Annotated in this window: 16 protein-coding genes and 1 tRNA gene; 7 read left to right on the top strand and 10 right to left on the bottom strand. The window is 56.4% G+C overall.

Annotated elements, in window-relative coordinates:
* Positions 1 to 17 precede the first annotated feature (17 nt).
* The 6 genes from BQ8290_RS05890 to pdeM all read right to left on the bottom strand — a co-directional run bounded on the left by BQ8290_RS05890 (position 18) and on the right by pdeM (position 7,306).
* Positions 18 to 1,499 (bottom strand): DASS family sodium-coupled anion symporter, encoded by a 1,482-nt coding sequence (locus BQ8290_RS05890; RefSeq protein WP_108788440.1) that lies wholly within the window; start codon positions 1,497 to 1,499, stop codon positions 18 to 20.
* 133 nt (positions 1,500 to 1,632) lie between these two features.
* Positions 1,633 to 2,856, bottom strand: a complete 1,224-nt coding sequence (locus tag BQ8290_RS05885) for a DUF547 domain-containing protein (protein WP_108788438.1) — start codon at positions 2,854 to 2,856, stop codon at positions 1,633 to 1,635.
* A gap of 96 nt (positions 2,857 to 2,952) precedes the next feature.
* Positions 2,953 to 4,140, bottom strand: a complete 1,188-nt coding sequence (locus BQ8290_RS05880; RefSeq protein ID WP_108791997.1) for a DUF547 domain-containing protein — start codon at positions 4,138 to 4,140, stop codon at positions 2,953 to 2,955.
* Positions 4,141 to 4,289: 149 nt separating this feature from the next.
* Positions 4,290 to 5,426, bottom strand: coding sequence for a DUF547 domain-containing protein (locus BQ8290_RS05875; protein ID WP_108788436.1), 1,137 nt, complete (start codon positions 5,424 to 5,426; stop codon positions 4,290 to 4,292).
* 416 nt (positions 5,427 to 5,842) lie between these two features.
* Positions 5,843 to 6,361 (bottom strand): translation initiation factor IF-3, encoded by a 519-nt coding sequence (gene infC / locus BQ8290_RS05870; RefSeq protein ID WP_108788434.1) that lies wholly within the window; start codon positions 6,359 to 6,361, stop codon positions 5,843 to 5,845.
* A 153-nt stretch (positions 6,362 to 6,514) separates the two neighbouring features.
* Positions 6,515 to 7,306: a ligase-associated DNA damage response endonuclease PdeM gene (gene pdeM, locus BQ8290_RS05865; protein ID WP_108791995.1), complete on the bottom strand. Its 792-nt coding sequence runs from the start codon at positions 7,304 to 7,306 to the stop codon at positions 6,515 to 6,517.
* 170 nt (positions 7,307 to 7,476) lie between these two features.
* Here pdeM and hemF point away from each other — a divergent pair, with 170 nt between their 5' ends.
* Complete coding sequence (hemF, locus tag BQ8290_RS05860; protein WP_108788432.1) at positions 7,477 to 8,334, top strand: oxygen-dependent coproporphyrinogen oxidase; 858 nt, start codon at positions 7,477 to 7,479, stop codon at positions 8,332 to 8,334.
* 101 nt (positions 8,335 to 8,435) lie between these two features.
* On the opposite strand, the gene BQ8290_RS05855 is transcribed toward hemF, so the two are convergent.
* On the bottom strand, positions 8,436 to 9,860 hold the full coding sequence (locus BQ8290_RS05855; protein ID WP_108788430.1) for an ATP-binding protein: 1,425 nt from the start codon (positions 9,858 to 9,860) through the stop codon (positions 8,436 to 8,438).
* A 233-nt stretch (positions 9,861 to 10,093) separates the two neighbouring features.
* Here BQ8290_RS05855 and BQ8290_RS05850 point away from each other — a divergent pair, with 233 nt between their 5' ends.
* The 3 genes from BQ8290_RS05850 (at position 10,094) to BQ8290_RS05840 (ending at position 14,529) form a co-directional block, all read left to right on the top strand.
* Entirely contained in the window at positions 10,094 to 12,184 is a 2,091-nt protein-coding gene (locus tag BQ8290_RS05850; protein WP_108791993.1) for a RelA/SpoT family protein, read from the top strand.
* 16 nt (positions 12,185 to 12,200) lie between these two features.
* A complete protein-coding gene (locus BQ8290_RS05845) occupies positions 12,201 to 12,557 on the top strand; it encodes a VOC family protein (protein ID WP_108791991.1) in 357 nt (118 codons plus the stop codon).
* A 121-nt stretch (positions 12,558 to 12,678) separates the two neighbouring features.
* Positions 12,679 to 14,529 (top strand): methyl-accepting chemotaxis protein, encoded by a 1,851-nt coding sequence (locus tag BQ8290_RS05840; protein WP_337661062.1) that lies wholly within the window; start codon positions 12,679 to 12,681, stop codon positions 14,527 to 14,529.
* Positions 14,530 to 14,548: 19 nt separating this feature from the next.
* Here the strand turns inward: BQ8290_RS05840 and BQ8290_RS05835 are convergent, their stop codons facing one another.
* The gene (locus BQ8290_RS05835) at positions 14,549 to 14,866 is read right to left on the bottom strand and encodes a DUF1905 domain-containing protein (RefSeq protein WP_108788426.1); all 318 of its coding nucleotides are present in this window, start codon (positions 14,864 to 14,866) and stop codon (positions 14,549 to 14,551) included.
* A complete protein-coding gene (locus tag BQ8290_RS15125; RefSeq protein ID WP_337661061.1) occupies positions 14,863 to 16,215 on the bottom strand; it encodes a peptidylprolyl isomerase in 1,353 nt (450 codons plus the stop codon). The genes BQ8290_RS05835 and BQ8290_RS15125 overlap by 4 nt, the downstream gene beginning before the upstream one ends.
* Before the next feature lie 82 nt (positions 16,216 to 16,297).
* Here BQ8290_RS15125 and BQ8290_RS05820 point away from each other — a divergent pair.
* Positions 16,298 to 16,387: transfer RNA gene (locus BQ8290_RS05820), tRNA-Ser, on the top strand.
* Positions 16,388 to 16,471: 84 nt separating this feature from the next.
* Here the strand turns inward: BQ8290_RS05820 and BQ8290_RS05815 are convergent.
* Positions 16,472 to 16,738, bottom strand: a complete 267-nt coding sequence (locus BQ8290_RS05815; protein ID WP_337661060.1) for a hypothetical protein — start codon at positions 16,736 to 16,738, stop codon at positions 16,472 to 16,474.
* Positions 16,739 to 17,067: 329 nt separating this feature from the next.
* On the opposite strand from BQ8290_RS05815, the gene BQ8290_RS05810 reads away from it, so the two are divergent.
* Both BQ8290_RS05810 and BQ8290_RS05805 read left to right on the top strand, forming a co-directional pair.
* On the top strand, positions 17,068 to 18,183 hold the full coding sequence (locus tag BQ8290_RS05810; RefSeq protein ID WP_108788422.1) for an acyl-CoA dehydrogenase family protein: 1,116 nt from the start codon (positions 17,068 to 17,070) through the stop codon (positions 18,181 to 18,183).
* A gap of 28 nt (positions 18,184 to 18,211) precedes the next feature.
* Entirely contained in the window at positions 18,212 to 19,405 is a 1,194-nt protein-coding gene (locus BQ8290_RS05805; RefSeq protein ID WP_108788420.1) for an acyl-CoA dehydrogenase family protein, read from the top strand.
* The last annotated feature ends 186 nt before the right edge of the window (positions 19,406 to 19,591 follow it).

The following is a 19,591-nucleotide window of genomic DNA, read 5'->3' as shown; positions in this document are numbered from 1 at the left end:
CGGAATGCGCAATGCGGTTACCCCGCGATAGTCGCCATTCCCCAAACCAATCCGACAATCATCACAATCCCGATCAAATCGAGCACAAGGCCCGCGCGCACCAATCGGCCAATGGTGAGCCGACCCGTGCCCCATGCAATCGCATTGGGGCCCGTGCCCGCCGGCAGGATGAAACCCCAACTGGCGGCAAGGGCGGCGGGCATTGCGATTAGAATGGCGTCCTCTCCCAATCCCAGAGCGGCGGCCAAACTGGCAACGACCGGGATAATGGCGGATGCGGTGGCAACATTGCTGGCGAATTCGGTGATCAACACCACCATCGCCACAATCGCCAGCGCCATCAGGAACAACGGCACCGCGTCCAGCGGCAACAACGCTTCGCCCAACCACGCAGCCAATCCGCTTTGCTGCATGCCAGCCGCCAACGCCAAGCCACCGCCGAACATAAGGATCACACCCCAAGGCGCGCGGTCGGCCTCGCTCCATTTGAGCAAGGGGCGCCGCTTTCCCTCTTCGCGTGTGCCATCCGGCATTAGGAACAATGCAAGCGCGGCGATCACCGCAATCGTGCCATCGGTCCAACTGTTTTCCGGCAAATAGGGTGCGACCCATCGGCGGGTCATCCAAAGTGCAAAAGTGATGGCGATGATAGGGACCAAGCGTTTCTCTGCGATCGACCATGGCGACGCGTCGTCGATGGAGGCGCGTGCCGATGCAACGTCGAACGGATGCGCCGCGACCCGTTGAACTTTGGCAATGATAAAGGCGGCAAGCGGCACGCCGATCAACACAACCGGAAGGCCGTACGCCATCCATGTCGCAAAACTGATCTCTAGGCCGATCATATCGTCCAACAATTGCACCGCGATCCCGTTGGTCGGGGAACCGACAATCGTGCCCAATCCGCCAATGGTTGCCCCAAAGGCGATCCCCATCGGCAACGCGCCGAACAGGCCAGAGGTTTCTAGGGTCGCGGTGTCATCTTTCGGGGATGCGCCCGCTTTCGTGGCGATGCCGCCGGCCAAAACGGCCAATGCCATCGGCATCATGATCAACGCGGTCGATGTGTTCGAAATCAACATCGAAAGGATCGCCGCCGAAATCATAAAGGCGAGCAGTAAGCGCACTTGCCCGCCGTCCGACCCGATGGTTTTCAAGATCGCCAGACTTAACCGCCGGTGTAACCCGGTCCGTTCAATCGCCAGAGCGATGAACGCGCCGCCCAACAATAGGAACAGGATCGGCGCGTAGTAGGCGCTGGCCGTGGCTTTGGCGGTCATTACACCGCTCAATGGAAGGACAACGAATGGCAGCAGCGCGGTCACCGACAACGGCACCGCCTCTGTCATCCACCACGCGGCCATCCACACGGTTAGGCCCGCGACCAACCATGCGACATCCGACATGCCCGATGGTGCAGCGGTCAGCGCGGTAAGAGCAAAGGCGCCGGGGCCAAGGATCAACCCGATCCGGCGCGCGCTTATCGTTGGCTGGCTCATCCCGCTTTTGTCCCTCTCACCATTTCAATGTCCCGACGTATCAGGGTGAGGATGCGGTCGGCAAGGTGACACGAAAGGCCCGTCACCAGCGACGCTGATGACGGGCCAATCCTGTCTTCAATGACGCCTGTCTCTATTCGACTTCGGGTGGGGTTTCCCCTTCGACGTATTGCCCATCGCCAAATATGACCATGCCGCTGCGGATGCCGCGTTTGCGGGCCCGGCGCAGTTTTTCGGCGCGCTCTTCCATCAAACGTTGGATCGCCAGATTGGGCACGGTCCGAGTAGGCGTGCATGTGGCATTGCCGACGCGGGGCGGATCGCCACCCTGTGTGCCGCCGGCTTGTTGGCAGATGAAATTGACGCCAGGATCGCGTTCGCCGCGGGCAAGATCGGCGAGGTCGCCTTCCACCCGCTTGTATGCGACATCGCTGGTTTCGTTGACCAATTCGCGGACGTCATCGCGCGCAAATTGGGAAAGATGCGCACGAAGCGCGTCGGTGTTCTCAAAGTAGAATTCTGCTGCTTCGTCATAGATCGGGCTCACCCGCAAGGCGCCGCCCCACCGTTCCACCCCGCGCAGGGAGTTGACGAATTCTTCTGCAGAAAGGGACAAGAGCGCGTCGACATTGCCGCCGGTATAGGCAAGCCGTTGGATCGATGGGCCATCGATCGTGCCGCGCCAAAAACCGTACATGACTTTCGGATCGCTCCAATTGGGATAGACGATCCGTTCGCGAATATCGCGCGGTGAAAGCGATACGCCATCGACTGTGACGAGGATCGCATCATCCAATGCAGCGTTGTTCGTGCCAAATCCGCGCGCGCTGGGTTCGGCCAATGGATATTCCGCGGCCAAGGCTTCGATCACGGCAACATTGTGCAGGTTGATCCAATAGGCGAGCTGTTCATTGCGAGGGATCGCAGACAGATCAAGTTCGCTCCCAATCTGTTCCAGATCGGCGCGATAGTCGGTGATCGATTGGCGAATCTGCGGGGTCAGGTATGAAAACGCGACCCGGTTCCCTTCGAGGCGATAGCGCGATTCATGGCCATAAATCCTGCGTGTGCCGACCAACGGATCAACACGCGGCGCACCTTGTCGGATGGATGGTCCCATGGGGACAACAAACCAAGCGAGCGCCTCATCCCAATGTTCGTAATCGATGCGGTGTTCGCGGCGATCCTGATCCGGGGCGAATTGCGCCAGCTGTGTGGTCGCATTGTCGGGCGCGATTGCGCGCGATTGCGATTGGGCCGGGATTGGAATGGCAGATGTCTCTGCTGCGAGGGGTGCCGTTAAACTGGCAACAGCCAATAGAGCTGAAGTCAGGCGAAGATTGGATCGAGCCGTCATCAATAGTCTCCCACTAGACAATAAATATTCCCACAGCGGAAAAGCTATCAGGCGCTTTTACAACCCAAGATGAACGATCGAAAATCGATTGATACGTTATTCTACGGCGTTGGCGTTGGGGGGATCGCCCGGCAGACGTATGTTTGAAAAGAACACCTGGCCGCGGCGCGTATCCCCGCGCAACTCCAAAATCTGAAACTTCCGCTGTCTTTGGGCGAGCAATTGGGCCGCGCCTATAGATAGGCCGGGTCGGCTGGCGGCGAGGTAATTGGCGCCGCGCGAACCGCCCGACAAATCGGCAATATCCCATTCGCGGATAGAGGCGCGGATGACGGATGTTCGGCCAAGGATATCGGTGACTTCTTCATTCGCGTATTCGGCAATGTGTTCGCGGATATCGGCGTCAAAATTGGGGAAATAGAATGGGGCGGTGTCACCATACAGGGTGGAGATGTCGAGATTTCTGCCATTCTTCTGCGTTCCGCGCAGCGAATTGACGAAATCCTCCGCCGCCTGATCGAGAAGGGAACTGACATTGTCCCCGGTGAATGCGTCCCGTTCCAACGCTGGCCCGCCAATTTCGCCGCGCCAAAACCCGTAAATCACTTTGGGATTACGCCAATGGGCAAACACGATCCGTTCGCGGATGTCGCGCAGGCTCATGTCGATGCCGCGGACCGCAATAAAGCGCGCCTCGTCAAGCGTCACGCCGTCGATTTCGATGCTGCGCGGTTGGCGCACGGGCCAATTCAACGCGATCTGTTCCATCAACGCGACATTGTGAAGGTTCAGCCAATAGGCCAGTTGTTCGTTGCGGGGCAGGGAGCCAATGTCGAGCGTGTCGGCCACGCTTTCTAGATCGCGGCGATATTCGGCCAAACCGCTGATCGCCTGTTCATCCATGAATGAAAAGCCGACCATCGCCCCTTCCAAACGATAGCGGGAATTGTGCCCCTGTCGGATGCGAGATCCCAACACGTCGCCCGGCGGGCGGGCAGTGTCGCGCGTGGATGGTCCCATCGAAATCACAAGGTTCTTGAGCGCAAAGTCCCAGAACTCGTAATCAATGCGATGCCGGATTGGGTTGCGTGTGGGCGTAAAGATGGAAAACGGATTGGCAGCCGGCGCGGTGTTCGCTGTTGTCCCTGTCGCAGGGCCCGATGCCGCCTGCGCAACAGAAACAAGGACGGATGGATGCACCTCATCAGACGCGGCAAGCGGCGCACCAACAGTGGTAAGGGCAACACCCAAAGTTGCACCCAATTTGAACGCGGGACCTTGCATCGTCATCTTCCTTCAATTGGTCCATTTGATGGTGCATTGTGTGCGATGTTTCAATCGCCTGAATTCACCAAACATCTCAGATCATAACGAAAAGGCCGCCAAACCCAATGGGTTTGACGGCCATTTTCTGTGCCGATGTCGAAACGAGATTATTCGACTTCGTTGTCTTCTGGATCACCAGGCAAAGTGATGTTCGAGAAGGTGACTGTGCCGGTTCGACCTTCGCGGATGATCCGCTGGAATTTCTGCTCACGCTGTTGCAGCAGGCGCTGCATGCTTTGCGGGATGCGGAAACTTTGCGACGTGCCATCGGCCGATGTCACATTCGAATAGGTCGGTTCGCGCACGCCACCGGCCAAATCTGCAATGTCGTATTCTTTCACGCTGGCGTCGATTTGTGTCGTGCCCGACAGCAAAGCGGCCGTGTCTGCATTGGCGAACCGCGACAAATGGGCACGCAGGTCGGATTCAAAATCGGAGAAGAAGAACGGTGCCGCCTCTTCGAACAATTCTGACACTTGAAGCGTGTCGCCGGATTTTTGCGTTCCGCGCAGTGAGTTCACAAAATCACGCGCACCACGATCAAGCAAGCGGGATACGTTGTCGGCGTTGAACGCCTCGCGTTGAATGGATGGGCCGCCAATTTCGCCACGCCAAAAACCATAAATCACACGCGGATCGCGCCAGTTCGCAAACACGATGCGTTCGCGGATGTCGCGCGGAGAAAGGGCGATGCCTTCAACCGTGATAAAGCGTGCCTCGTCCAATGGAACACCGTTGATTTCGATGTCGCGCGGCTGGCGAACCGGCCAATTGTTGGCGATCTGTTCGATCATCGCAACATTATGAAGGTTGATCCAATAGGCGAGTTGTTCGTTGCGGTTTAGCGCTTGAATATCGATGATCGAAGCGGTGTTTTCGAGATCCTGACGATATTCAGTAAAGCTTGAGATCACGTCGCTGTCGAGGAAGCTGAACATGATCCGCGACCCTTCGAGGCGATAGCGCGAAATGTGCCCATATTGACGCCGAGTGCCCAAACCGGGGACCGGGCGCCCGGCGGTTTCGCGCAATGACGGGCCCATCGAAATGACCAGATTGCTCATCGCTTCGTCCCAGATCGAATAATCGATCCCATCGCTGTTGGGCGTGTCGCTGGGGGTGAATGTCGCATAGGCTGAATCGTTTGCGCCGGCGGTGGTTTGTGCAGCGGCGGGCGCGGAGCTAAGGGCGATCGCCGAAGCGGCGCCAAGTGCAACACTTGTCAGGGCCTGAAGTCGGATCATCTCTTGCGGTCCTTCTCAAAATTAGGGCGGCTTCTTCGGGGAAGCCGTTTTTGTTTCAATGCCCGATGGTTGGGGCGGTGCCCAAGGGCGGGCGTTTAACGAACGGTCCGAGAAACGGGTCCGGTTGATTGGGGGATCAATTCAAAGCCTCCCAACGGGCGGGTTGAATTTTGACCGGACCCGCGCCTCGTAACTTAGTGTATAGCTCACAAGCCCCTAGATTTGTTCCCGCCAATCGGACGCAGTGTGTTATTTGTCGAACACACCTGTTGTTCGTCGGCGACGAATGGGTTGGCGTTCGGATGGCCCTGTTTGCCGTGTGATCTGGGTCGGTCAGTGCAGAAATGTATGTTCCACAAGGAAAAACGGGCACCCATTGGGCGCCCGTTTTGCTCGTTTCAGTGGTGTTGACCGCTCTATTTCGGCGACAGCACCATCAACATTTGTCGACCTTCCAACCGGGGGAACGCTTCGATCTTGGCGGTTTCCGCCATGTCTTCTTGAACCCGTTTGAGCAGATCCATGCCCAAATGCTGGTGCGCCATTTCACGACCGCGAAAACGCAGCGTGACTTTCACTTTATCGCCGTTGTCGATAAATTTGTTCACGTTGCGCATTTTCACATCGTAATCATGCGTGTCGATGTTGGGACGCATTTTGACTTCTTTGATGTCTTGCGTCTTTTGCGATTTGCGCGCGGCGTTGGCCTTTTTCTGCGCCTCAAACCGGTATTTGCCGACATCGAGATATTTGCACACCGGCGGGTCCGCGTTGGGGGACACTTCGACGAGGTTTAGGCCCTTTTCATTGGCCTGCTCCATCGCTTCGCGGGTGAACATTACGCCAAGATTCTCGCCTTCGTCATCAATGACGCGGACTTTGGGAACTTGGATGAAATTGTCGTAGCGAGGGCCGCTTTTAACGGGCGGGGCCATCGATCGCCTAGGTGGACGGGCTATGTGTTTTCTCCTGTATCAGCCTGAGTCTGTATGCGCTTTATGTAAGGGCGGCACGGCGCAAACACCAGAAGAGTCTTGCCATTTGTTGCGCGCGCCATCCCCTTCTTGCGATCTTCTGCTCGGATTGTGTCAATTCGGTCGCAGATCACGCCCCGATGGCGCCCCGCAGTCGGCCGATGATTGGGCCGCGCGGTAAATCGGGAACGTCACCATCTTCGCTTTTGCAGGCAAAACGGCATCAATCCGCTCCGCTGGCAAAAGCGCGTTGACGATTTCAGGCGCATTGGCGTCCATGCCGCCGGTGTAAGCGCCAAAGGCAGGAAGGATCATTCGTTCGGTGCTGGCCGATCGGGCAACCACCGCGCAAGGTCGGGCGATGTGGCGGTCGCGCACGGTCACGCGCATTTTGGGATGATAATGCCCTGACATTTCCGCACGGGTTTCTCCGGGTTTTGCCTCGTGTCGCAAGATGATCCCGCCAATGTCCAATTCCGGCATGACCTGCGCACCAAACGCGCCGCCATTCTTGTCGACAATCTCTTCGTCATGATTGCCGGTGATCCACACCCAATCAATCGACCGGGTCAACGTTTCGAGCATATCGGTCGCACAATCATCAAGCCGCCTCGTGCCCGCCTCATCATGGAAATTATCGCCCAAAGTGATCAATCGCCGTGCCCCGGTTGCTTTGACTGCATTGGCGACCCTCTCCAGTGTTTCGCGGCTGTCATACGGGGGCAGCATCTGACCATGCTGTGCGTACCAACTGCCCTTTTCCAAGTGCAAATCCGCAACCAACAAAGCGCGCTCATTCGGCCAATACAACGTCCACGACACAGCCGTGCTTTTGATCAAGGCGAATTCCTGCCCTGCGAACTGCATTTCTGCGTGGTTGGTTGGTGCGAACGAAACGGGAACCATTTGTTGCGTGTGACCTGCTGGGGCCGGTTTTGCAAGAGCCGCTTTGGCGAAACGGTGCGATCCGGTGTGTTCCTGCAAGTTTGGGTTTGCCGTGAATGATCTGTGCCAATTCCCGTTGACACTTTCGCTGCGTTGGTCTTGGTCTCCGCGCGTCAATTGAGGGAAGTTTCATGAGCGATTGGGCCGGTCAAACACGCCAGGCAAAGACATGGTTTGAAAGCTTGCGCGACCAAATATGCGCAAGTTTTGAGAGCATTGAACGCGAGGCAGGTTCGGATGCGTCGTTCCAATACACGCCATGGAACCGCACCGAAGAAGGCAATGACGATCCGGGCGGCGGCGTTCAGGGTCTGATGAAGGGCAAAGTGTTCGAAAAGGTTGGTGTAAACGTATCAACCGTGCGCGGCAGCTTTGCCAAAGAATTCGCCAGCAGTGTGAACGGCGCGGATGCGGACAATCCCGGTTTCACGGCGACCGGCATTAGCTTGGTTGCCCATATGCACAATCCACATGTTCCAGCAGTGCACATGAACACGCGTTTCTTGACCACGGGGAAAGCATGGTTTGGCGGCGGTGCTGACCTTAATCCGCCTATTCCAAACGACACAGACATCGAAACATTTCACGCCCGACTTCGCGCGGCGTGCGACGCGCATGATCCGGCGTATTACGACAAATACAAGCAATGGGCGGACGACTATTTCTACATCCCACATCGCGAAACCCATCGCGGCGCGGGCGGAATTTTCTACGACCACCTTGAATGCGACGATGACGAAACATTCGCGCGTAATTTCGCCTTTACTCAAGATGTCGGCAAAGCGTTCTTGGATGTGTATCCCAAATTGGTGCTCGAGCGGATGAACGATCCCTACACTGACGCGGATGAGGCAACGTTGCTTGAGTATCGGGGCCGTTATGCTGAATTCAATTTGGTCTATGATCGCGGTACAATTTTCGGCCTGAAAACCGGCGGGAACATTGATGCGATTTTGATGAGCCTGCCGCCTCGCGCAACATGGGGGTGATGCCCCGCTTAGCCGCGCTTGTCCGGCTTTGAACGCCCATTGAACGGCTTTGGTGTTTGATTGAGGTGATTATGGAGACTGTGCCTCGGCTGGCTCTTTTGTCACGCTTTGTGGGCGACATCTTGGGAGTCTGAGGCGGTGCTTGCTAGCACGTGATCCGCGTGATCCGGCAGGGTCAATGTAAAGATCGATCCTTGTCCAAATTCGCTCCGCACGGTCAAATCACCGCCCATCAATCGTGCCAATTGGCGGCTCATTGCGAGGCCAAGCCCTGTGCCGTTCTTCAAATCCGTGGGATTGCTTTGATCTTGGTTGGAGAATGTGAAAATGGAGTCGCGCCGATGCGGTTCAATCCCGGCGCCGGTGTCAGTGACTGAGAAGCTCAGACCGTCCCCATCTTTGCTCGCGGCCAATGACACGATGCCGGTATCAGTGAAGCGCACCGAATTGGACACAAGGTTGCAAAGGATTTGCCGCAATCGCGCAGCATCAACATTGATCTTTGGCGGCACGCCGGGTCCGATGTCAGTCACCAGCTTGATCCCTTTGTGCTGGGCTAGTTTCGCAGATGTCGCGATCACCGATTGAAGCGCAGCGCTCACATCGGTTTCGCCGTAACGTATATCGGGTTTGCCAGCTTCTATCTTGCTCAAATCTAGAATGTCGTTGAGCAGCAATTGAAGCGACTTGGCCGAGCCAATAATCAATTCAGTATGGCGTCTTTGCTCGGCGCTCAACTGGCTCAGTTCCAACAATTCGGCAAAGCCCAGCAACCCATTCATCGGCGTGCGGATTTCGTGGCTCATCCGCGATAGGAATTGTCCCTTGGCGCTGGCCAAGGCGTTCGCCTGATCGCGGGCTTGCCGCAAATCGGCCTGCATTGCCTCCTCGCCGGTGCGGTCTTTGACAACACCGAATAGGGCCGCGGGGGTGCCATCGGAGGTGCATTCCACACTCGCCGCTGCTTCGACGTGCCGCGTTTCGCCGCCGGGCGTGATGATACGAGCCCGAAAATTGTACGGTTGGCCGGTTTCGCGGGCTCGCTCGATTGTTTGAACAACATAAGAGCGATCGTCTTTGTGGTAGAAATTGATGGCATCGTTCAAACTGGGCGGATGCGATGGTTTCAATCCGTGGATCGCAAAAGTCGCATCGGACCAAAATACTTCGTTTGTCGTCAGGTCTAATCGCCAATGGCCGACCCGCGCATGCGCCTCGGTTACGGAAAACCAACGGTTTTTGGCCTCCAATTCGCGGCGTGACGATGCGTTATGGCGGGTTTGTTGGCTCAATCGTGAACGGGCGGCGATCTCTCGTGAACCGATCGCCACCGTCATCATTCCAAAGATTGGGAGCGAAAGAGGAACGGGAAAGCGATCAAAAATTGATGTGACCGTTTCCGCCATCGCCAAGACGAACGCGGTGCCGCTGCAAAAGATCGCAAGTTTTGCGTTGTCTCTTCCGGTGTCGGACACGCCGGTAAAGAGCCCGTTTGTATGGTCATCTATGAGGGCGGCGGTGTCCATCTAACCCGAGTACCGCATCCGCCGTTCAAACCGGATTGCAGCCCGACTACGTATGATTGCGCGGGGGCGGAATTACGAAGCATCCATTAATGGGAACAAGTGCGATGCGTCTTAGGGCGATGAGGCCCAATGCGATGCGATTTCGCATCACACATCGCGCCGATCCTCACATTAATGCGAACATGCCCAACAACGCGCTTGCCCCGCTGCCTTGCTCGGCACATATTCAAATTGTGCTGCGCCAATATGAACTTGTTGAACGGGTAAAAACCTACGATCCCGATGCCGACGAAGGGCTGCTTAACCGCGCCTATGTCTACACCGTCCAAAAACACGGGGCGCAAAAGCGGGCCAGCGGCGATCCATATTTCAGCCATCCGATCGAGGTGGCTGGCTTGATGACTGATCTACAATTGGATCAAGAAACCATCATCACCGCGTTGCTGCACGACACGGTCGAAGACACATTGGTCACGATCGAGGATATCGAGCAACATTTCGGGCCGGAAGTCGCTCGATTGGTCGATGGCGTCACAAAGCTCTCCAAAATTGAGGCAATGCCGGAAAACGAACGCGCGGCGGAAAATCTGCGCAAATTCCTGCTTGCTATGTCCGAAGACATCCGCGTCTTGTTGGTCAAATTGGCGGATCGGCTGCACAATATGCGCACGCTGCATTTCATCAAAAAGCCGGAAAAGCGCCAGCGCATTGCTCGTGAGACCATGGATATTTACGCCCCGTTGGCGGAACGGGTCGGCATGTATGAATATATGCGCGAGATGCAGGCGCTGTCGTTCAGAGAGATTGAGCCCGAAGCATACACCACCATCACCAAACGTCTGGAGGAGTTGCGCGGATCCGATGGCGGACAAGTCGATGCCATCGCACTGAACATCAAACAGGCATTGGCCGAGGCTGGTTTGAACGTCGAAGTGATGGGCCGCGAAAAGCATCCCTTTTCGATTTGGCAAAAGATGTCGGAACGCCATGTCAGCTTTGAACAGGTCACCGACATCATGGCGTTTCGGGTGATCGCACAAAGCGAGGCGGATTGTTACCAGGCATTGGGTATCTTGCACACGACGTGGCAATTTCTGCCGGGCAAATTCAAAGACTACATCTCAACGCCGAAAAACAATGGCTATCGTTCGCTCCACACGTCGTTGATGTATGAAAACTCGATGCGGGTTGAGGTGCAAATCCGCACCCGCGAAATGCACAGTTTGAACGAGTTCGGCCTGGCTTCGCACTGGGCATACAAACAATCTGACAAAGCGGACGGGCAAATCGCATGGTTGCGCGATTTGATCGAAATCGTCGATGCAAGCCACGACGCCGAAGAGTTGTTAGAGCACACCAAATTGGCGGTGTATCAAGATCGCATTTTCGCTTTCACTCCGAAAGGCGCGTTGTTCCAATTGCCCAAGGGATCGACTGCGGTCGATTTTGCCTTTGCCGTGCACACCGATTTGGGCCTTGCGTGCGTCGGGGCAAAGATCAACGGGCGCCATATGCCGCTGCGCACGCAATTGGTGAACGGCGATGTGATTGAGATCATCAAAGGCAACAATGCAGAGCCGCAAATGTCGTGGTTGGGCTTTGTGATCACCGGCAAGGCGCGCGCGGCCATCCGGCGAGCGGTGCGTTTAAAAGAACGCGATGAAGTGGCGGAAATCGGGTCCAAACTCTTTGACGAAATATCCAGCCGAGTGCCCGCACGCATCGGCAAAAAAGCCATCCGCGCGGCGGTGGAGCGGTTGGGAATGGATGAACCCGATGATCTGATGTTTGCGATCGGTTCGGCCAAATTGTCCGATCGCGAAGTCATGGAGGCTTTGGTCCCCGGCTGCACCGCGGAGTTTGAAGACGACGAAGAATGGTCCCGGCATGAACGCCAAATTTCAATCCGCGGATTGACGCCGGGTGTCGCGTTTGAATTGGCCGAATGCTGCCATCCAGTTCCGGGGGATCGGATCGTTGGATTGCGTCGGAAGGGACAACGTGTCGCCGTGCATGCGATTGATTGTCTGGAATTGGCCAACGGTGTGGATAACGATTGGTTGGACCTCAACTGGGGGAGGCGATCACACGGGGCGATCGGTCGTTTAACTGTGACGATTTATGATCGACCGGGCACTTTGGCAGAGATGGCGGGTATTTTTGCGCAAAATAAAATCAACGTTACCAGCCTTCTGCAAACGCAATTGGATCACCCGTTCACCACCTATGAAATCGACGCAGAAGTCCAAGATCTCGCCCACCTTACGCGGATATTGAGCGCGCTGCGGGCAAGCGATGCGGTCGCGCAAGCGGATCGCATTTGAAGGAGCGGGGATCACGATGCCTGTGACCGGCCTCGATCATGTCCAAATCGCAATTCCCGATGGCGGTGAGGATTCCGCCCGGCGTTTCTTCGTCGATCTCTTGGGTATGCGTGAGGTTCCCAAACCAGGTGTTCTGTCACCCAAAGGGTGCTGGTTTACCAGTGGATCGGCGAACATCCATGTCGGCGTCGATCCCGATTTCAAACCCGCTTGCAAGGCGCATCCCGCGCTTTTGGTGGACGAATTGGACGGAATGCGCGCGTCCTTGGCGACGGCTGGATATCCGGTGTTGGACGATAAGCCGATCGCGGGAATACGCCGGTTCTTTACAGAGGACCCATTCGGCAATCGGATAGAGATTATCCAAAACTAGGTATTATCGTTAAGTGGCGCGTAACCACGACTTAAACACCCAATCCTAGCCATTGGTCATCGCTCCGTTTGGGTGGGAATTGCTCCTATCCACGGGCTTTGCAACAAAGATGGCCCGAAGTATGAACGCGCATACGATCGACATGGACCCGGTTTCGGGTGATACCAGCACCTTTGATGAAGAGGGCGATGCCCTGCCGGATGCCGCCATCAATTGGTGGGACGCCGCCTTTCAAAGCCGATCGCTCAGCGCGAAATTGCGCGCGGTCGTATTCGGGGCGGCATTGATTCCCTTCTTGGTGGCCTGCGTGATGCTTGGTCAATTTGGGTTCTTTGGCCAAGCGGGCACGGAACACGCCGACCGCGTGCGGGCGGAGATTTTGGTCGCGCATGGAAGCCTTGCGATGGCGCAAGCGGCACGGGATTTGTCCGATGCTGTGGATCAATCTGACCCTGAAAAGTTGGATTCCGCAGCGGAAGAAATCGTGCAGGCGCGCGATGATTTGTCACAAGCAATGACCGTTGGCGCGGATCTTTATCCCGACGACATTATGGCCAACATCGCGTGGCTTCACGATCAAGCAGAGGGGGAGATCGCCGTCATTCGGTCTTTGGACGTGAATTCGTCGAGCCAAGACATTGAACAATTGGAACAGCGTACAGCCGAACACGCCGCGGAGTTGCGCGGTGTTTTTAACGCGGCGCAAACCTATGCCAAAGGCAAGATCACCTGGATTTTGGACGCCATTTTGGTTGGGTTTATTGCGTGTGCGGGCCTGATCCTTGTGTCTTTCCTTGCAACGATATTCGGCGCGCGGGCTTTGATTGCGAACATCGTGGGGCACATCACAAACATGACGCAAGCGATGCAAGAAGTCGCCGATGGCGACGCGGAATCGCCCATTCCCGGCCGCAATCGCCGCGATGAAATCGGCGCCATGGCCCGATCCTTGACCGTGTTTCGGTCGAGTATGTTGAAATTGCGCAATTTGACTGATGCCCGCGCCCAAGACGCCGAAAAGCAATTGGCCCAACAACAATTGGTCGCCGAACAACTGCGCGACTTGCGGCGCGACAAACGGCAATTGCTCGAAGGGTTGGCCGATGGCTTTGAGGTGTCCGTCGGTGACGTAATCACGGCTGTATCGACCGCCTCAACCCAGTTGAAGGCGACCTCTCGCCAGATGGGGGAATTGGCAGAAGGATCAAGCGGACAGGCCCAGCGTGCAGCAGACGCGATGGAAAGCGCGACCGCGAATGTGACTGCCGCCGCAGCCGCCACCGACGAATTTTCTCATTCCATTTCCGAAATCAGCCAGCAGGCTGCGGCATCCGCACAATTGGCCCGCAACGCCAGCGAATTGGTCACCACCGCAAACACCAAGATGACCGATCTTTCAAACGCCGCGCTTGAAATTGGAGAGATCGCGGGAATGATCCAAACCATCGCGCAACGCACCAATCTGCTGGCCCTAAACGCCTCTATCGAAGCCGCGCGCGGCGGGGAGGCGGGGCGCGGTTTTGCCGTTGTCGCAAGCGAGGTGAAAGAATTGGCCATGCAAACAAGCAACGCCACAAGTTCAGTCGCCGAAAAGATTAGCGCGATGCAGGATTTCACCCGATCCAGTGCGGGCGACTTGCGAGGAATTGTCGATCACATCGGGGAACTGGAAAAAGCATCGGTGATGATTGCGTCCGCCGTCGATCAACAATCCGTTTCTGGCGAGGAATTGGCCAGAAACATAGAAACCGTCGCCTCCAGCTCATCGCAAGTTGAAGAGCGATTGGGCAGTTTGCGCGAAGCCAGCCGAGAAACCGGAAGCGCCGCCGAAGATGTCGTGTCGAGCGCAAAGGCGCTTGGCGATCATGCCGATGATCTGCGTGGAAAAGCAGGTCGGTTCATCGCCGATGTGCGCCGATCCGCGCGCGATCTGGAGGCTGGGGAAGCCAACCTTCAAACGCAATCGCATTAAATACGCAATCTAGCGCCGATCAGACCGGCGTCACCGCGACCGTGATCACGTCATCGAGGTCTATCCCCTCTGACCGCATAACCTTCTTGCTAATCAACAGGACCCATTCGGCCTGTTTGTTTTGTGGGAAGACCGATGTCTTCCAAATCGTCTCGCCAATGCGCGCCGTCACTTTGATGGAGCCAAACCCACGCGATCGTCCAAATTCCAACCGATGCAGTGTGGCGTGCATGGTCAAAGCCTCGGCAGCGTCGCCGGTGAAGATCACGAGGTGATACGTCCCGCGATCGCCGCTCCACCGGGTGAGCGTGAGTTTGGCCGAAACGGTGTCGCTCACTCGGCCTCAGCGTCTTCAACTGCGCGCACTGGCACAGGGATGTTGCAGATGTCGGCGCCGCCCGCTGGCACGATAAAGAACGGATCGCGGCGATTGGCGCGGGCCTCAGCATAGGCGGCGAAGGTTGCGCCATCGGTGGAGAGATATTCGAAGCGCGGTTGGTCGTCCTTTGCCAAGTCGCTAGCGACGCGGATCGATTGGATCGGCGTGCGCAAATGCGCTTCGTCTTCGGTGTAGAAACCCAAAGCGCCGGTGCCGCGCGTCATGGAGGAAAGGTGCTCCATCCCGCTGATGATGCGGCCGACGAGCGCGATATTCCGATCAAGATGGCGCGGTGCATGGCCGATGACGGTGTAGAGCTCTGCGCCGGAACCAGTGTCGGGCGAGTAGTTTCGGCCAACGCCGACCATGCCGTAGCAGTGGACGGGCCAGAACCTGCTTTCCTGCACGTCTCGCCACATCCCTTGCTCGTAAGCCTCCGCACGCGGAATTCTTGGTGCTTCTACAACTTCGTCATTCTTGTTGCGCCAAGGCCCAATCTCATAATTGCCCAACGGCCAACCACGCCAGAATTCAACCCACTCGGTTTGACTATCCCTCTGGTGAAAACCCTCAGGCGCCGTTGTCGTCTGTGTACTTCGTATCAAGATATTCGCCAATTCGCTCGGGCTAAGTTCGGCTGCGGCTGAAACGCCCCTTGTCAACTCTAAGTAGGTGGTCATGGCTTCGCGTCGCTCAATCTCGGTGCTAGCCGGATTGGACAAAATGCTTTGTAGCGCAGCATCAGAAGCATACAGAAGAACATTTGCTGGTGTATGTGCCCTAATCTCTTCGATGTTGTTTTGATTGATGGAGGCCTCACCGAGAGCTTCGGCTGTGATGGAGTAATCCTCCTCCCCCATCACATTCAGCCCCTCGGGCAGAGCCTTCGTCTCCGCCTCGCCGCTTTCCGGATTGTCATGCCCCGGATCGCCCCATTGGACGACGTAATTGTCCTGCACGCGATTTACGCTGACCCCGTCATACCATTGGGCACGGGCGAGGGTGCGGATGTTCTCCACCCACCCTTGGCTAAACGGCGCGGGCATCAATTGCAGGATCACCGTCCGCTCATTCCCCGCGCTATCGGGCGCCAGTGTCATCACCAGCAAGTCTTCAGCGGCAATGGTGATCCATTCCTCCGCAGGCGCGCCGTTTACGATTTCATTGGGGCTGGGCGCTGCGGCTGGTTCATCTTGCGCGAACGTGGTCGCTGGCTGATCTGCAGATGCCGGATCTTCGGTTTCCGCCTGCGCTAAGGCGATTGCGGGAATGGTGAGCGCGGCAAGGCCAAGAGCAAGTTTTTTCATAGAGAAGTGTTTGCCACCCGAAACGCGCTTGCGAAAGAGGCAAGGTCAGTCTATCCGCGCGTTCTTGTCTAATCAGGCATGCGGAGCGGTGGCCGAGTGGTCGAAGGCGCACGCCTGGAAAGTGTGTAAAGGGGCAACTCTTTCGTGGGTTCGAATCCCACCCGCTCCGCCACAAACTACCGGAAAGCTAGGCTTTTTGAGCCGTTAGACGCCTAGTTGTGCCAAAGGATGTGCTAAACCGTTGCCGGTAGCGCTGTTAATGGGCGGTCCCTGTGTCGCCTAAGGAGTTGCCGAACTCGTAGCCCATCAGAATAAGCTCTTGCTTGATCTCTTGCATCATATCCATTTGGAGTCGCCCAACTGAATCAACCGCAGTTTGCGAATAAATAGAATCGAAAGCTAACAACTCTAACTCTTCACGCATGGTGCGCCCCGCTGGAATGGGAGCGTCCAGAGCAGCTTGATTGAATGGCCGTAACATCGCCGCGATCAATCTCTTTTGCTGGTCTTGTGTCATTGACATTACGATCTCCATCTTCCCTGACCTTACTATGACTACTGTATCGCAATAGGTCGCAACAGGGTATATTTTTGACAAGTATTACCTCTCAATCCGGCTCTCCAATGATTCCGCAAGGTCGCGCATTTCATTGCGTGTCGCTGCGTGGTGGTTGTTCCGAAATTTCGTGCGACGCTGGCAAGGTTCACATCCTGAGCATCAAATCGTTCAACGATCGGCAAATCAAACAGCGGCAGGCGGGCTTCGGTCACTCCTAAATATGTGAGTGCCAATCTCTTGCGTTGCGCGTCGCCAAGTGATCTACCACGACTGCAATATAAGGTGGCTGCCAAATGAACTTTGATTTTTCTGACGACCAGAAGTTCCTCCGTGAAGAAGCGCGGAAGTTCTTGAGCGCGCAGTGCACGACGAAACAAGTGCGCGAAGTGCTGGATGATGATGCGATGACCCATCATGCTGGCGTTTGGCAAAATGTAGTCGAAATGGGTTGGTTGGGCGCGGCCATTCCCGAGGAGTTTGGCGGGCTTGGCCTTGGCATGCTCGAAATGTGCGTGATCGCGGAAGAATTGGGCCGTGCGCTCGCGCCGGTGCCGTTCGGCTCAAGCGCTTTCTTCTTTGCCGAAGCGCTGAAGCTGTGTGGCAACGATGAGCAAAAGGCGGCTCTGCTACCTGGTGTGGCTGATGGCTCCATCATCGGTACTATCGCGGCATCCGAAGGCCCAGGCGCTGTTACGGCTGCGCGGATCAACGCTTCTTTCACAGACGGCAATTTGAGCGGCACCAAAATTCCGGTCACCGACGGCGATATCGCAACCCATGCGGTTGTACTGGTGCAAGAGGGATCTGGCCAATCTCTGGTCCTTGTCGCGCTCGACAGCGCGGGTGTTTCGCGCAGCTCGCTCGGCACGATTGAGCCAACGCGCAGCCACGCAGAGATTAATTTTGACGGCGCAGCGGCCGAGCGACTGGGAGATGCAGGACAAGGCTTGGCACTGTATGAGCAAGTGCTCGACCGTGCGGCAGTCTTGCTGGCGTTTGAACAATTGGGCGGGGCCTCGGTTTGCCTCGAAATGGCCAATACGTACGCCAAAGAGCGCGTTGCCTTTGGCCGGCCGATTGGCGGCAATCAGGCCATCAAGCACAAATTGGCCGATATGTATGTGAAGAACGAGGTGGCGCGATCCAATTGCTACTACGGGGCTTGGGCGCTTTCGACTGCTGCTCCAGAACTACCCGAAGCGGCCGCCGCTGCTCGCATAGCCGCTTCCGAAGCGTATTGGTTTGCTTCGAAGGAAAACATCCAGACGCATGGCGGGATGGGCTTCACTTGGGAGGCAGATTGCCATTTGCACCTGCGGCGCGCCAAATTGCTGGCCGTGCAAGCAGGCAGCCCGGCGGTCTGGAAAGAGAAGCTGGTGACGGCGCTCGAACGCAAGAATGTTGGCTAAGGCTTTAATTTAGAAAGAGATCAGACACATGGACTTTCAAGACAGCCCAGAAGAAGCGGAATTCCGCGCCGAAGCGAACGCGTTTCTTTCCAAGCATCTGCAGCCAAAGACGACTGACAGCAGCTCACGTGACCGAAGCGGAGGCTTTCTTGAGCGGGCCAAAGCCTGGCAGAAAATCAAGGCCGAAGGCGGTTTCGCTCAAATCACGTGGCCAAAGGAAATTGGCGGCCGCGGCGGTTCGCCCATGCAACAGGTGATTTGGAATCAGGAAGAGACCAAATTTGACGCGCCAACATCGCCCTTCTCAATCGGGCTTGGCATGTGTGTGCCGACAGTCATCGCCTTTGGCAGTGACGAGCACAAAAAGCGCTATGTTCAACCCGCATTGGTGGGCGAGGAAATCTGGTGCCAGCTGTTCTCAGAGCCCGCCGCGGGTTCCGATGTCGCAGGTCTTAAAACAAAGGCCGTCAAGGATGGCGACGATTGGGTGATTAACGGTCAGAAGGTTTGGACCACAGGGGCGCAGTTTTCCGATTACGGTATCGTCCTGACGCGGACTGACGCGAATGTGCCCAAGCATAAAGGTCTGACGATGTTCATCGTCAACATGAAGCAAGAGGGCGTGGAAGTGCGCCCGATCCATCAGGCCTCTGGCGGCCGCGACTTCAACGAAGTGTATTTCACCGATGTCCGCGTTCCCGATACAGACCGCTTGGGCGAACCCGGCATGGGTTGGAAAGTCGCGCTTGTGACGCTGATGAATGAGCGTCTAGCCGTAGGCGGTTCGCCGGGTCCGGACTGGAAAGAGATCATGGATTATGCGCGCGGTTCCGGCTCTTTGTCGGATAGTGCATTCCGCCAGAAACTCGCCGATTGGTACGTCGCAGCGCAAGGATACAAGTTGACCAAATTCCGCACGCAAACGGCGCTTTCGAAGGGGGAGACGCCGGGACCGGAAAACAGCATCGGCAAGATTATCACTGCCAACCACTTGCAGGATATCACTAACAGCGCGATCGAGATGCAGGACCATTACGGGTTGATTACGGATCAAGATAAGGCGCCTGCTGCCGCGATTTTCCAGCAGAGCTTTATGTACGCACCCGGTTTGCGGATCGCTGGCGGGACCGATGAAATCCTCAAGAACATCATCGCAGAGCGCGTGTTAGGCCTGCCCCAGGATGTGCGGGTCGATAAAGAAAAGGCCTTTTCAGAACTCTAGCGTTGAACCCTATATCGCAGGTCGGGGTTTGATCGCGCCATTGTAACCTATGCCACGGCCATAATTCTGGCGATCAGATCCTCTCTGACGCGCTGACCACTGACCTGGTTATCAGTGACGCGTTCTGACGGTTCATTGCCCCATGCTTCTTGGCTCACGGTTCGTTTGGGGCAAGCATTGTCGCTC

Origin of the sequence: Erythrobacter sp. Alg231-14, from assembly GCF_900149685.1 — a bacterium.
Classification (GTDB): domain Bacteria; phylum Pseudomonadota; class Alphaproteobacteria; order Sphingomonadales; family Sphingomonadaceae; genus Erythrobacter.
The sequence above is the reverse complement of the archived record's forward strand: the minus strand, read 5'-3'. Positions and strand labels throughout refer to the sequence as shown.

Excerpts from the sequence above, each read along its gene's own strand:
- infC (WP_108788434.1), bottom strand. The coding sequence starts at position 6,361 with ATGGCCCCGCCCGTTAAAAGCGGCCCTCGCTACGACAATTTCATCCAA.
- BQ8290_RS05805 (WP_108788420.1), top strand. The coding sequence starts at position 18,212 with ATGGACTTTCAAGACAGCCCAGAAGAAGCGGAATTCCGCGCCGAAGCG.
- BQ8290_RS05840 (WP_337661062.1), top strand. The coding sequence starts at position 12,679 with ATGAACGCGCATACGATCGACATGGACCCGGTTTCGGGTGATACCAGC.
- hemF (WP_108788432.1), top strand. The coding sequence starts at position 7,477 with ATGAGCGATTGGGCCGGTCAAACACGCCAGGCAAAGACATGGTTTGAA.
- BQ8290_RS05810 (WP_108788422.1), top strand. The coding sequence starts at position 17,068 with ATGAACTTTGATTTTTCTGACGACCAGAAGTTCCTCCGTGAAGAAGCG.
- BQ8290_RS05875 (WP_108788436.1), bottom strand. The coding sequence starts at position 5,426 with ATGATCCGACTTCAGGCCCTGACAAGTGTTGCACTTGGCGCCGCTTCG.
- BQ8290_RS15125 (WP_337661061.1), bottom strand. The coding sequence starts at position 16,215 with ATGAAAAAACTTGCTCTTGGCCTTGCCGCGCTCACCATTCCCGCAATC.
- BQ8290_RS05885 (WP_108788438.1), bottom strand. The coding sequence starts at position 2,856 with ATGACGGCTCGATCCAATCTTCGCCTGACTTCAGCTCTATTGGCTGTT.
- BQ8290_RS05855 (WP_108788430.1), bottom strand. The coding sequence starts at position 9,860 with ATGGACACCGCCGCCCTCATAGATGACCATACAAACGGGCTCTTTACC.
- pdeM (WP_108791995.1), bottom strand. The coding sequence starts at position 7,306 with ATGGTTCCCGTTTCGTTCGCACCAACCAACCACGCAGAAATGCAGTTC.
- BQ8290_RS05845 (WP_108791991.1), top strand. The coding sequence starts at position 12,201 with ATGCCTGTGACCGGCCTCGATCATGTCCAAATCGCAATTCCCGATGGC.
- BQ8290_RS05815 (WP_337661060.1), bottom strand. The coding sequence starts at position 16,738 with ATGTCAATGACACAAGACCAGCAAAAGAGATTGATCGCGGCGATGTTA.
- BQ8290_RS05890 (WP_108788440.1), bottom strand. The coding sequence starts at position 1,499 with ATGAGCCAGCCAACGATAAGCGCGCGCCGGATCGGGTTGATCCTTGGC.
- BQ8290_RS05880 (WP_108791997.1), bottom strand. The coding sequence starts at position 4,140 with ATGCAAGGTCCCGCGTTCAAATTGGGTGCAACTTTGGGTGTTGCCCTT.